Source organism: Herbaspirillum sp. RV1423 (assembly GCF_000577615.1).
GTDB lineage: Bacteria > Pseudomonadota > Gammaproteobacteria > Burkholderiales > Burkholderiaceae_D > Herbaspirillum.
This window is the reverse complement of record NZ_CBXX010000020.1, coordinates 1-13,543: the sequence shown is the minus strand read 5'-3', so window position 1 is coordinate 13,543 and position 13,543 is coordinate 1. Positions and strand designations below refer to the sequence as shown.

The 13,543-nt window shown below is 61.2% G+C and carries 9 protein-coding genes; 6 read left to right on the top strand and 3 right to left on the bottom strand.

Going from position 1 to position 13,543, the window contains the following annotated elements:
* The first annotated feature begins 167 nt into the window (after positions 1-167).
* From gudD to RV1423_RS17385, 3 genes are all read left to right on the top strand, one after another.
* The gene (gene gudD, locus RV1423_RS17395) at positions 168-1,517 is read left to right on the top strand and encodes a glucarate dehydratase (RefSeq protein ID WP_034299183.1); all 1,350 of its coding nucleotides are present in this window, start codon (positions 168-170) and stop codon (positions 1,515-1,517) included.
* A 105-nt stretch (positions 1,518-1,622) separates the two neighbouring features.
* Positions 1,623-2,957, top strand: a complete 1,335-nt coding sequence (locus RV1423_RS17390; RefSeq protein WP_081768865.1) for an MFS transporter — start codon at positions 1,623-1,625, stop codon at positions 2,955-2,957.
* A 75-nt stretch (positions 2,958-3,032) separates the two neighbouring features.
* Positions 3,033-4,238 (top strand): DUF2863 family protein, encoded by a 1,206-nt coding sequence (locus RV1423_RS17385; protein WP_034299181.1) that lies wholly within the window; start codon positions 3,033-3,035, stop codon positions 4,236-4,238.
* A gap of 3 nt (positions 4,239-4,241) precedes the next feature.
* Here the strand turns inward: RV1423_RS17385 and RV1423_RS17380 are convergent, their stop codons facing one another.
* Positions 4,242-4,781, bottom strand: a complete 540-nt coding sequence (locus tag RV1423_RS17380) for an ankyrin repeat domain-containing protein (RefSeq protein ID WP_034299179.1) — start codon at positions 4,779-4,781, stop codon at positions 4,242-4,244.
* 94 nt (positions 4,782-4,875) lie between these two features.
* Entirely contained in the window at positions 4,876-5,244 is a 369-nt protein-coding gene (locus tag RV1423_RS17375) for a hypothetical protein (RefSeq protein ID WP_051516755.1), read from the bottom strand.
* 301 nt (positions 5,245-5,545) lie between these two features.
* On the opposite strand from RV1423_RS17375, the gene RV1423_RS17370 reads away from it, so the two are divergent.
* Genes RV1423_RS17370 through RV1423_RS17360 form a run of 3 tightly spaced genes read left to right on the top strand, consistent with a single transcriptional unit; the run spans position 5,546 to position 11,477 of the window.
* Entirely contained in the window at positions 5,546-8,227 is a 2,682-nt protein-coding gene (locus tag RV1423_RS17370; protein ID WP_197034956.1) for a type VI secretion system Vgr family protein, read from the top strand.
* The gene (locus RV1423_RS17365; protein ID WP_034299177.1) at positions 8,224-10,179 is read left to right on the top strand and encodes a phosphatidylserine/phosphatidylglycerophosphate/cardiolipin synthase family protein; all 1,956 of its coding nucleotides are present in this window, start codon (positions 8,224-8,226) and stop codon (positions 10,177-10,179) included. The genes RV1423_RS17370 and RV1423_RS17365 overlap by 4 nt, the downstream gene beginning before the upstream one ends.
* A gap of 2 nt (positions 10,180-10,181) precedes the next feature.
* Positions 10,182-11,477 (top strand): sel1 repeat family protein, encoded by a 1,296-nt coding sequence (locus tag RV1423_RS17360; protein WP_081768863.1) that lies wholly within the window; start codon positions 10,182-10,184, stop codon positions 11,475-11,477.
* 504 nt (positions 11,478-11,981) lie between these two features.
* Here RV1423_RS17360 and RV1423_RS17355 read toward each other — a convergent pair.
* Positions 11,982-13,543, bottom strand: a 1,562-nt coding sequence (locus RV1423_RS17355; RefSeq protein WP_034299175.1) for an electron transfer flavoprotein-ubiquinone oxidoreductase, incomplete at its 5' end; no start/stop codon positions are given.

The window sequence follows — 13,543 nt, the reverse complement described above, 5'->3', positions numbered from 1 at the left end:
CCAAGCTTCGCAAACCGATTGACAGTCCAAAACGGTACCGCTACCATTTGCTTCAATCTGAATTGGTAGCGGTACCAAATTACTTCGGCTGAGTTTCGGCTCAGATAGCTCAACACGGTTTCGGCCCGGCAAGCGCATTGCCCCAACCCTGATTACGGAAAGTCCCTATGCCAGCTCCGCAACTCCAGCCCTCGGGCGCGCCCGTCGTCACCGCCATGCAGGTGATTCCTGTCGCCGGCCGCGACGGCATGCTGCTCAACCTGAGCGGCGCGCACGGCCCCTACTTCACGCGCAACATCGTCATCCTCACCGACAGTGCCGGCAACACCGGCGTGGGCGAGGTGCCGGGCGGCGAACGCATCCGCCAGACGCTGGAAGACGCGCGCGCACTGGTGATCGGCAGCTCGATCGCAACCTACAACGCGGTCCTCAACCGCATGCGCCGGACCTTCAACGACCGCGACGCCGGCGGCCGCGGCCTGCAGACCTTCGACCTGCGCATCACCATCCACGCGGTCACGGCGGTGGAAGCCGCCATGCTCGACCTGCTCGGCAAATTCCTCGGCATGCCGGTCGCGGCCCTGCTCGGCGAAGGCCAGCAGCGCGACAAGGTGGAAATGCTCGGCTATCTGTTCTACGTCGGCGACCGCGATGCCACCGACCTGGATTACCACAGCGAACCCGACGCCGCCGACGACTGGCAGCGCCTGCGCCACGACAAGGCCATGAACGCCGACGCCATCGTGCGCCTGGCCGAAGCCGCTTACCGGCGCTACGGCTTCAACGACTTCAAGCTCAAGGGCGGCGTGCTGCGCGGCGAGGACGAGATCGAAGCGGTGACCGCGCTGCACGAGCGCTTTCCGCAGGCGCGCATCACGCTCGACCCGAACGGCGGCTGGCTGCTGAAAGACGCGATCCGCCTGTGCCGCGACCAGCACGGCGTGCTGGCCTATGCCGAAGACCCGTGCGGCGCCGAGAACGGTTTCTCGGGACGCGAAGTGATGGCCGAGTTCCGCCGTGCCACCGGCCTGCAGACCGCCACCAACATGATCGCCACCGACTGGCGCGAAATGGGCCATGCGATCCAGTTGCAGTCGGTCGACATTCCGCTGGCCGATCCGCATTTCTGGACCATGCAGGGTTCGGTGCGCGTGGCGCAACTGTGCAATGAATGGGGACTGACATGGGGGTCGCACTCCAACAACCATTTCGACATTTCGCTGGCGATGTTCACGCAAGTGGCCGCCGCCGCGCCGGGCGAAATCACCGCCATCGACACGCACTGGATCTGGCAGGACGGCCAGCGCCTCACGCGCGATCCGCTCAGGATCGTGGGCGGCATGGTGAACGTACCGACCGCGCCGGGCCTCGGCGTCGAGATCGACATGGAGCAGGTCATGGCGGCGCACGCCCTGTACAAATCCAGGGGCCTGGGCGCGCGCGACGACGCCATCGCCATGCAATACCTGATACCCGGCTGGAAGTTCGATAACAAGAAGCCTTGCCTGGTGCGCTGAACGCAGCACGCAATTGCAGGACCGTCGTACCGATGCAAAACAAAAAAAGATTGCGCCGGCCGCGTATTGCGGCCGGCGGTAGCAACAACATCAAGGAGATCCATCGTGAGTGAGCAAAGCATTGCGGCGAGCATTGAGCATCCCGCACATCCCGACGGCGCAGCGAGCGATACGCTGGCCGTCGCCATCGACAAGATCAAATGGCGCATCCTGCCGCTGTTCGTGATCATGTTCATCGCCAACTACATCGACCGCGTCAACATCGGATTCGTGCGTTCGCATCTGGCGACCGACCTCGGCATCGGCTCGGCGGCGTTCGGACTGGGCGCGGGACTGTTCTTCGTCGGCTACGCCATCTTCGAAGTGCCGTCCAACATGCTGCTGCAAAAATTCGGCGCCAAGGCCTGGCTCACGCGCATCATGCTGACCTGGGGCGTGGTGGCGGCGGCGATGGCCTTCGTGCATAGCGAGACCTCGTTCTATGTGCTGCGCTTCCTGCTGGGCGTGGCCGAGGCCGGGTTCTTCCCGGGCGTGGTGTATTACTTCACGCAGTGGCTGCCCAACAGCGAGCGCGGCAAGGCGATGGCGGTGTTCCTGAGCGGCTCGGCGATCGCCTCGATCCTGTCCGGCCCGATTTCCGGCGCGCTGCTGCAGATCGAACGCGGCGGCCTGCACGGCTGGCAATGGATGTTCATCATCGAAGGCCTGGCCTCGGTGGCGCTGTGCCTGGTGGTGTGGTTCAGGCTGGATTCGCGCCCGCAAGACGCCACCTGGCTCAGCGACGCCGAGCGCAACAGCCTGGCGGCCGTCATCGAGCGCGAACAGAAGGAGCGCCAGGCCAGCAAGCCGGTCCACGTATCGTCGTGGTCCTTGCTGAAAGATCCGCAGATCCTGCTGTTCTGCTTCATCTATTTCGCCATCCAGTTGACCATCTACGGCGCGACCTTCTGGCTGCCCAGCATCATCAAGAAGATGGGCCACTTCAACGACTTCCAGGTCGGCCTGTTCAATTCGATCCCGTGGATCATCTCGATCATCGCGATGTATGTATTCGCCAGCCTGGCGGCGCGCTTCAAGCGCCAGCAGGCGTGGGTCGCGGCGACGCTGATCATCGCGGCGGCAGGCATGTTCGCGTCGACCACCGGCGGTCCGGTGTTCGCCTTCGTCGCCATCTGTTTCGCCGGCATCGGCTTCAAGGCGGCGTCCTCGCTGTTCTGGCCGATCCCGCAAGCCTACCTCGACGCGCGCATCGCCGCCGCCGTGATTGCCTTGATCAATTCGATCGGCAACCTCGGCGGCTTCTTCGCGCCGGCGACCTTCGGCTATCTGGAGCAAAAGACCGGCTCCATCCAGGGCGGTTTGTATGCGCTGGCGGTGGCGTCGGTGATCGCGGCGGGGCTGGTGTTCCTGGCGCGCACTGCGGGCAGGAAAGCGAGCTGACGCGGCAAGCTCGCGGGACGGCGGAAGAGGGCGGAGTTACAATGTCCGCCTCTTCTCTTCACAAGCATTCCAGCCATGTCCAAAAGCAAGCGCCCGGCCGCCGGCAAAACCTCCAAAGCTCCCTCGCTCGGTCCCGACGACCATCAGGTCGACGACGCACTGATCGACAAGCTCGCCAATCTCGCCGTCGAGCTGGCGACCGAGGACGAGGAATCCCCCGAGTTGCCGGCCAAGCAGCGCGACCTCCATCGCATCATCACCAAGAGCCTGCGCCAGCAGCAGGACGACGTCCTGTACGAGGCGCTGGAACGCGCGCGCGACCAGGAAGCCGAAGCCTATCCCTACCTGCGCGAAAAGATCGAGGAAGCCGCCGAGATCGTCTTCTTCAGCCGCAACGAACGCAGCTATGAAGTCAACGCCTTCGTCATCCCGATGTTCGTGCGCACCGTCGGCGGCCTTGACGCCGAACAGAACTTCCGCGACGCCGACGCCTTCGCCGAACTGACTGCCAGCATCAAGGAGGCCCAGCTCGAAAGCCCCGAGGCCAAGGTGGTGCTGGTCAGTTACGCCTACCACCTCGATGAAATCGACGCGATCACCTACAGCCATCTGGAAGCGATGGTGCGCGACGCCTTCGCCGCCATGACCGACAAGAAGATCACCGCCACGCCGGCAATCGACCGCAGCATGAGCAGTTGGCCGGCCAACCGATTCGGCGCCGACGACACCGCGGTGGAATTGCGCTTCCTGCTCGGCTTCACGCTCAAGAGCGCGGACGATCCGTTCTACACGATCCCGCAGGACGAAGCGGCGATGGACGCCTACTTCGCCGTGCGCGCCCAGCGCTTCCAGGCCTGGAGCGAAAAGGTCGGGCCGCTGCTGCGGCGCTGCCTGGTCGCCGAGGGACGGGAATTCGATGTGCACTTCCTGTACCAGGACCTGTTTCACGGCGGCAAGGAACGCGGCATCGCCGAATACTTCACGCTGCAGATGATGTCGGAACTCGACCACGGCCTGCAGCAAAGCGGCGTGAGCGCGCAGCATACCCACGCCGTGATGGGGCCGGTGCATACGGAAGGGGAAGTGTCGCTGCGCGTGAACATCTACAACGGCGAGACCGTGGCCGCCACGGCGGACAAACCGCTCGACGCCGGCAGCGACTTGCAGGCGGAACTGGACGACGCCTGCGACGCCCTGCTGACCATGGGGGTCAAATCGGTGGCGCTGGCCGAAGAGTTCGACGCCGACGGCAACGCCGTCAACGTCCAGCCCTACGCCTGAATCCTAGCGCGCCGGATGGCGTTCCAGCAGCGCTGCGGTTTCCGGCGCGCCCATCGCGCGCGCCGCTTCCAGCGCGGTGGCGCCATTGTCGCTGCGCGCATTGATGTCGGCGCCGTGCGCCAGCAATAGCTCGACGATATCGATGCGGTTGAACATCGCCGCAATCATCAGCGCCGTCTTGCCGTCCGGCGAGGCGCCCTCGACATCGGCGCCGTGGTCCAGCAGACATTGCACCACCGCCGCATGGCCCTTGAACGCCGCGCCGGCAATCGGCGTCTGGCCGTTGTTGTTGCGCAGCCCGGCATCGGCCTTGTGTTGCAGCAAGATCTTCACCGCGGCATCATGGCCGTGATAGGCCGCCAGCATCAGCAGGCTGTCGCCCTTGTGATCGCGCAGGTTGGGCGGCAGCCCCTTGGCCAGAAAGGCGTCAAGATTGTCTGCGTCGCCGTGGCGCGCCAGATCGAACATCTTGGCGGCGAATTCCAGCGTGGCGTCGTCGAGCTGCGGATGAGCGGAGGGGTTGGACGTGTCGGTTGGCGGCATGGCGCACTCCCAGGTTGTGCGCGACCATGGAATATGATCGACGGCTGGCGTCGATCATATCAAACAAGCGGCTTCGCTTCAGGCCGCGACGTCGTCATGGTTGGCGGGCGCCGCCATGTCCATCCTGGTCGGATACGGTCAGCGAAAGCGCCGGTTCGAGCCGGCCGACTTGCCGCGGCAAACAACGGAAGCTCAGTTCCACCTGCATCGGCCGCCAGCCGCGCATCTGCTGGCGCAACTGCATTGCCTTGTCCTGCGCGGCGCAATACGCGCCGGCTTTTTCGCGGCTGGCGGCGGTCAGTTCGGACATCGACATGGTGTAGCTGACGCCGGTGGCGGTCAGGCTGTAATTGCCTTCGCCGTCGTCGGAAACCACTTCGCCGAAGTTGGCGCAACCGGTCAGGGCGCAGGCGATGCCGGCGGTCAGCAACGCGGCCAGCAAGGTATCCAAAAAGGTGTCCAATGAGCCGCCGGGTCCGGTCGTGAAAATCGCTGTTGAGCGCATGGTGGTTCTGCACTGATTGATCACGCATGCAGTGTAGAACCGTGCCGGGGACTATAACACCATCCTGACCGAACTTTACCTTTGTTCAATATCGTCAAGAGCGGCATCTCGCCGCCAGCCCCGAAAAAGAATTCAATCCGTAATGCATTCGCATAATCAAATGTATTTTAGAAATTGTTCTATATGCATGTTCTTGTTCATCTCTTAGCATGAGCCTTCGATAACGTCAGCCCGACGACACCTCGAAGGAATGCAAGAGATGAACACACAATCCAATCAGGCCGCCGCGCTCGCTCATGCAGCGTCAGGTCAACAGCGTTACCACCTCACCGTCCCTGGCACCGCCACCGCCGCTCTGCTGTCGGTGGTGTCCTTTGAAGCTGCTGAAGCGTTGGGCGAACCTTACCGCATCACCATCCAACTCACCCATCCACAAGAACTGCATCGCGCCGACTATCTTGGCAAGGACGCCAGCTTCACCATCACCCCGTCCGTCATCGATGCGCTCACCGGCTACGCCAACGATGCCCCCGAGGGCCGCACCTTCGCCGGTTGCATCACCCAATTCAACAAGCGCAAACAGACCGCCGACTTCCACAGCTACGAATTCGTCATCGAACCGCTGGTGGCGCGCCTGCGTTTAACCCACGCCAGTCGGATCTACCAGAAGAAGACTGCACCGAAAATCATCGAAGCCATCCTGCGCAAACATGACTTCAACGGCAATCAGTTCCAGTTCAAGACGCGCCGAACCTATCCCGAACATGCCTTCCGCCTGCAATACCAGATGAGCGACTGGGACTACATCCACCTGCTCATGCGCCAGGAAGGTCTGTATAGCTACTTCACCCCCGGCAAGTTCGGCGACATCATCGTCTTCGGCGACGACATCGACCATTACATTTATCTGCCTGAATTACGCGTTCCGTATCGCGAAACCGCCGGACTGGAAGCGAATACGGAAACGGTCTTCAGCCTGCAAACGCAATCGCAAACCGTGCCGGCTTCGTATCTGGTGGCCGATTATCATCCCAACGCAGCCTGGGAGCGCTTCAAAGAAGAAGCGAATATCGCCCGCGCCGACAAGACCACCTACGGCCAGCCCTACGTCTACGGCAGCCACCATCTGGATCAGAAAGATGCCAAATGGGAAGCGCAACTCAGACATGAAGCCGCCATCGCCGGTCAGATCGTCTACACCGGCCAGAGCAATATCCTCGAACTGCGTCCGGCGCGCATCCTGCGCATGGATCAATCCCTGCCCGATGCGCCCAATGGCCAGGTCATCGTCAGCGTCACCCACAGCGGCGCACGCGATGCTGCCTACAGGAACAGCTACACCGCCATCCCCAGCGACCGGCGCTTCCGCATCCCCCTCGACGAAGCCAACTGGCCGAAGATCGCCGGCACGCTGTCGGCAAGAGTCACCTCACCGAACCAATATCCCCATGCCTACATCACCAAGCACGGTCATTACAAGGTGCGCTTCGATCTTGATTTCGACGAATGGGATCCGGGCCAGGAGAGCGTGCCGTTGCGCCTTGCTAAACCGTTTGCAGGGGCCAACGAAACCGGCTTCCACTTCCCCATCATCGACGGCACCGAAGCGGCGATTGCCTTCATGGACGGCAATCCCAATAAACCCTACATCGCCCACCTGCACCACAACAGCCGCCAGCCCGACCACATCACCACCGAGAACCGCTGGCTGAGCCGCAACGTCATTCGCACGCAAAGCAACAACAAGCTCAGGATGGAAGACTGGAAGGGGCAAGAGCACATCAAGCTGGCTACTGAGCATGGCAAGAGTCAATTGAACCTGGGGCATCTGGTCGACAGTCAGCGCAAGGAGCGAGGACATGGTGTTGAATTGCGCACCGATGCGCACGCCGCCATTCGGGGCGGCAAGGGCGTATTGATCAGCGCCGATGCGCAAAGCAAGGCCAACGGTCAGCAACTGGAGATGCAGCAGGCAATTGCCAGGCTCGAAGCCGCGCTTGAGCAAGTGCAAGCGCAGGCAGAAGCCGCCAAGGCAGCGCAAGCCCTCGCTGCGGACTGCGAGCAGCTACATCAACAGTTGGACGACACATTCAGACAACTACAAAAAGCCGCCATTCTGATGAGCGCCCCGGATGGCATCGCCCTGGCCTCCTGTAACCATCTGCAACTCAGCGCCACCGATCATCTGACGGTCTCGGCAGGCGGCAATGCCGACATCAGCGTCATGAAAAAATTCACCGTTGCCGCCGGCGACGCCATCTCCCTGTTTGCCCACAAACTGGGCATGAAGCTGTTCGCCGCCAAAGGCAAAGTGGAAATACAGGCGCAAAGCGGCGACATGGCGCTGACGGCGGACAAGAACGTCATGATGACCAGCGCCAACGGCCGCCTCGACATCAGCGCCAAGGAAGAAATCATCCTCAAGGCAGGCGGTTCGTACATCAAGATCACTCCCTTGGGCATCGAAGAAGGCACGCTGGGCGACAGAACGTGGAAAGCCGCAAGTCATCGCCGACAAGGACCGGCCAGTCAGTTCAGTCAACAGACACTGCCCGCTGGCGACTTCCTGCCCAAGCAAGCACTCCATCTCAGCGCCGTCACCGCCCCTGCCAGCCGCGCCATGCTGCCGGTTGGCATGCCGTATGCACTGCTGGCCGATGGCGTGTCCGTCGGCAAAGGCGTCATCGACGCCAGCGGGCAGATACCGGTGGCGCATCAGCGTGGGGTGCAGCAATATGCGGTGAAACTCGGCAACGGTGTGCAGATGAAGTTGCCCGTCACAGAAACATGGCGAGGCGAAGCGTCCAATGCCGTGCTATCCAACGCCGGATTTCACCATCACGAACAAGGGCAGACGGCCGCAGCAACAAAGCAAGATCGCGCACAGCATCGCGACAATTACCAGCAACTGCTCACCCCCACCAAAGAAGGATCAGCATGAGCATTCTCTTCGAAGACCAGCACATCACCGTCCCCATCGCCACCGAATGCACGCGCAGCGCTACCCTCACGCTGCCATGGTTCATCCAGCGCACCACCTATGACCCCACGGCCTGCTCGTTTGAAGCCCTGGTCAATGGCGAAGCCGCGTTTGGCGCCATCCATGACGCCATCGAGCAGGCCACCAAAAGCATCGACATCATCTGCTGGGGTTTTCAGCCCTCGATGTACTTCAAGCGCGGCCACATTGCAGGCAACCTCGCCATCGGCCAGTTGCTCGACAAGAAAGCAGAGAAAAAAGGCATCAAAGTGCGCCTGCTGCGCTGGAAAAGCACAGACAACCTCGCCCAATTCATCGAAGACCCCGCCCCCGGTGCCAATCCCATCGCCACCACCGTTGATCACGTCGCCGCCGCCTGGAATAAACATGCGCCCAAAGACCTGCGCACCCCATGGCAACGGGATTTCGATGCGCATTGGTACCGCCGGGCACAAATCGCCGGCAATCCCTTGCTGCCGAGCGGCAATCTGATCTGCGCCACCCGCGATATGAATCTGATGGGACGCGCGCACACCGCCACACATACCGGTAAGCAAACAAAAGATCCGCAAGCCACCGGCATGATGAGCCTCTTCCCCACTCATCACCAAAAGATGGTCCTCATCGACTACGAAGACCCCGCCCAGGCTGTCGGCTTCGTCATGGGCCACAACATGCTCGACGCGTATTGGGACAATGACGGCCACGGCGCTACCCGGCAGGATCACGACAGAGGACGCAACGGCGCCACGCCACGGCAAGACATCTCCAGCCGTCTCCATGGCCCCATCCTCATCTCGCTCAACCACAACTTCTGTCAGGCCTGGGACCAGGCCACCGGGGAAGGCCTGCTGGCCAAACGCAAAGCCTTCGAGGCAGCGCATCAACCTGTAAAAAACGCCTTCCCCAGACAAGGCGGCACCTCCGTCATGGCGCAAATCCTGCGCACCCAGCCCGAGCATGACGAAACCGACATCCAGCGCGGCTACGCGGTGGCCGTCAACAACACCACCAACTACCTCTATATCGAAAACCAATACTTCCGCTATCCCAAACTGGCCGCGCAGATCAAGGCAGCAGTGCAACGCCAGGTCAATGCCGGGCGGCCCACCGACCAATACCCGATCCACCTGTTCGTCGTCACCAACGCCAGCGACGAAGGCATCGGCCCCGGGACGTTGCGCACCTACGAACTCCTGCACGCATTAGGCCGTCCCGACGTCATGCCCGGCATCGCCCTCGCAACCCAGAAAGACAATCTGCAACAGCAATATCAGGAAGCCTGCAATGCCGAAGTACGCGCCCACGCCAAAGCCAACGCCATTGCCGGCAACCGCAGCCCCTACGACACCCCGGCGCAACGGCAAGCCAATAACGACAGGCTAAAGGCCGCACAAGCGCAAGGGCAACAAGCCAAGGACAAGCAAGCTGAACTGCAACAGAAAATGAAAGACGCCACACAACAGCAGCAGGCGCTCCAGCAAGATCCCGACGCCGCAGAAAAGACCGTCCTGCCTGCCGCCATCCCGGGCCTGAAAGCCCACATCTGCAGCCTGGTCGCCCCCGACTCGCCCGCCGAGAACTGGATGCCGGTCTACATCCACGCCAAGCTGATGCTCATCGACGACACCTACACCATGCTCGGCTCGGCCAATATCAATGTGCGCAGCATGGAAGCAGACAGTGAATTAAACATCTGCCATGAGCGGTCTGATGCTACTCAGCCGTTGCGTAAGAAGTTGTGGAATTTGCATACGAACAAGCAGGGTGGGCAGGACAATGTGGGCGAGGCGTTTAAGAAATGGGGCGACATCATCAGAGACAATAAATACAACCGAGCAAAAAAACTGCGTCCCATCGCCTCGCTGGTCGGCTTCATCTACACCGGCACTGAACGCAAGTCACTGGACTGAACATGCGTATCTATCCCTGCCTTCACCTAATTACTTTACTGCTCGCTTCGAGCTTTTTACTGACTGCCTGCTCCAAGGAGAAACCTGTGCCTGCCGTACCTGATACCACCGCCTTGCGCGCCAATCTGGCTTTTACCTGCGCCAAAGAAGCCGACCGTCTGCCCGCCCTGAACCCCGACGCCGATCAACTCTTCAAATACGCCCGCTGGCTGGACAAGCAACCCGGCGAGAAGCACTACGATGAGATGGCGCGCTACTACCGCATCGCGGCTGCTCACGGGCATTACAAGGCGAACAGCAACCTGCAAAAGCTGGTGTCGCAGGGACAGGTGGAGTCGCCCAATCCGAGCAGGGAAACTGTGCTATTGGCACAACAATTGATTGATGCCGGCATTCCCGGCGGCTACTACGACATGGCGCGGTATCTGGAACTGGGCTATGGCGTCAAGCGTAGTCATCAAAATGCGCTGACTTACTACCGCAAAGCGGCTGACTTGGGTAGCCCAGAGGCGCAATATTATGTTGCCGAGCAATTAGCACCGATTGATATTGCGCCGGAGATTGCCATGCAGATGTGGAAATGTGCGGCTGATCAAGGGCATGGTGAGGCTGCTCAGGCATTAGGAATCAACTTAAAAATAGACAAGCACTACGCCGAAGCCGCGCAAGCCTTCCAAAAAGCTGTAGCAGCAGGCAATACCGAATCGGCTCTTAAACTGGAAGATAGTTTTAAAGGCGTCTTACCGTCCGATACTCTCGACTACCTCGCCCTCCCCGAAGACCTCGAACGCTCCCGCCGTTACAAGCTGATCGGTCAGCTCATCGACCGCAACGAAAGCAAGAACCCCAAAGTCCCCGACATCGACCAGATCGTCCCCTTGCCGCCTGCCAAGTTGCCGCACTGGGACGGCACCTTCCAATGGCAAAAGGAGCAAGACGCCGCTGTTCCCCCCGCCAAGCCTGACGAGAAACTGGTCGAGCGCCTGGCCAACGACAAACGCCTCGACCCGACCACGGGCCTGTTGATTCCGCGCGAGCCCTTAGGCACTAAAATCAAAACGGGCGCGGCCTGTCCCGAGAGTGGGGTCTGGCGTTACACCGACCACCATTGCGATCATGAGCAGATCGCCGTGCGAAAAGGCGATCCCATGCCTAGCATCCTGCGTTACTACACCCGCACTTATGCCTGGATGCCCAATCTGGTCGAAGACCTGCTCTATAACGTCTTGCCCAAGGATCCGCACACCCTTGACGTGACATGGACATTGATCGGCTACCCTGAGACGAAGCAGGCATAGGAAGATGGTCTCCATCGACTGCGAAGCCCCCGCCCATGCAGTCGGCTTCGTCATGGGCCACAACATGCGCGACGCGTACTGGGACCGCGACGGCCACCATGCCACGCGGCGCGGTTCTCGATTCGCTCAACCACGCCTTCTACCAGGCCTGGGACGCCACCACCGGTGCCCGCTCGCGTCAACGCCTGGCTGGCGCACCGACAGCGCCTGGCCATGGTGCGGGGTGGAGCGTAAGGTGCCATGGCGGATGCATGCGTTTCCAGAATAAGTTCGCGATCACGCTTGCTTCTCAAGGCCGCGTCAAAGCCTGCGTTTGCTGTCCCAACGTCGGCCATGAAAACGCTTATGAGAATGAACCCCAACGCTGGTTCGCCGTCTTGGCCATCATCAGGATTCTCCAAAACGTCAAAGGTACGGCGCTGGACGATCCCGATACGCCGATGGCAGTCGCTTCGTCTTTGTCGAAGCGCCATTTTGATTTTTGCGAACAATGCAGAAGCCAAATCACATATTCGAATAATTCGGTCCGCCGCCGCCTTCCGGCGTCACCCACACGATGTTCTGCGTCGGATCCTTGATGTCGCAGGTCTTGCAGTGGACACAGTTCTGCGCATTGATCTGCAGGCGATCCGTATTGTCGTCGTTCTTCACGAACTCGTACACGCCCGCAGGGCAGTAGCGCGCTTCCGGGCCGGCATACTTCGCCAGATTGATGCCCACCGGCACCGAAGCATCCTTCAGCGTCAAATGGATCGGCTGGTCTTCCGCATGATTGGTGTTCGAGATGAACACCGACGACAGGCGGTCGAAGGTCAGCTTGCCGTCCGGCTTCGGATAGGCAATCGGCGTGAAGCCGGCCGCCGGCTTCAGGCATTCATGGTCGGCGTGCGAATGATGCAGCGTCCACGGCGCCTTGCCGCCGAACAGCACCTGATCGATCCCCACCAGCAGCGTGCCGGTGTATAGGCCCTTGCTCATCGACGGCTTGAAGTTGCGCGCCTTGTGCAGTTCTTCATGCAGCCAGGATTTTTCAAACGCCGCGCTGTACGCCGTCAGCTCGTCATACTGACGGCCGCCATTCAATGCCTCAAACACCGCCTCGGCCGCCAGCATCCCGGTCTTGATCGCGGCATGGCTGCCCTTGATGCGCGAGGCATTGAGGAAACCCGCGTCGCAGCCGATCAGCGCGCCGCCCGGGAAGGTCAGCTTCGGCAGCGATTGCAGGCCGCCGGCGGTAATCGCGCGCGCGCCGTAAGCCAGACGCCTGCCGCCCTCAAAGAACTTGCGGATTTCCGGATGCGTTTTATAGCGCTGGAATTCTTCATACGGCGACAGGTAAGGATTCTCGTACGCCAGGCCGACCACATAGCCGACCGCCACCTGGTTGTTCTCCAGGTGATACAGGAAAGAGCCGCCGTAGGTCTTGCTGTCCAGCGGCCAGCCCGCGGTATGCACCACCAGGCCCGGCTTGTGCATCTTCGGATCGATTTCCCAGATCTCCTTGATGCCGATGGCATAGGTCTGGGGATCCTTGCCGGCATCGAGCTTGTATTTCGCGATCAGTTGCTTGCCCAGATGGCCGCGCGCGCCCTCGGCGAAGAAAGTGTATTTGGCGTGCAGCTCCATGCCGAGCTGGAACGCGGCGGTCGGCTCGCCGTGGCGGTCCACGCCCATGTTGCCGGTGGCGACGCCTTTGACGGAACCGTCGTCGTTATAGAGGATTTCCGCCGCCGGAAAGCCGGGGAAGACTTCCACGCCCAGCGCCTCCGCCTGCTGGCCCAGCCAGCGCACGACGTTGGCCAGCGAGATGACGTAATTGCCGTGGTTCTGGAAACAGGCCGGCAGCATCCACGAGGGGGTCTGGTAGGCCTTGCCGGCGGAGAGGAAAAGGAAGCGGTCTTCGGTGACTGCGGTGTTGAGCGGAGCGCCGCGTTCTTTCCAGTCGGGGAACAGTTCGGTGATCGCCTGCGGATCCATGACCGCGCCGGAGAGGATATGGGCGCCGACTTCGCTGCCTTTTTCCAGCACGCACACCGAGATGTCCTTGCCGGCTGCGGCGGCGAGCT

Excerpts from the sequence above, each read along its gene's own strand:
- gudD (WP_034299183.1), top strand. The coding sequence starts at position 168 with ATGCCAGCTCCGCAACTCCAGCCCTCGGGCGCGCCCGTCGTCACCGCC.
- RV1423_RS17385 (WP_034299181.1), top strand. The coding sequence starts at position 3,033 with ATGTCCAAAAGCAAGCGCCCGGCCGCCGGCAAAACCTCCAAAGCTCCC.
- RV1423_RS17380 (WP_034299179.1), bottom strand. The coding sequence starts at position 4,781 with ATGCCGCCAACCGACACGTCCAACCCCTCCGCTCATCCGCAGCTCGAC.
- RV1423_RS17370 (WP_197034956.1), top strand. The coding sequence starts at position 5,546 with ATGAACACACAATCCAATCAGGCCGCCGCGCTCGCTCATGCAGCGTCA.
- RV1423_RS17365 (WP_034299177.1), top strand. The coding sequence starts at position 8,224 with ATGAGCATTCTCTTCGAAGACCAGCACATCACCGTCCCCATCGCCACC.
- RV1423_RS17360 (WP_081768863.1), top strand. The coding sequence starts at position 10,182 with ATGCGTATCTATCCCTGCCTTCACCTAATTACTTTACTGCTCGCTTCG.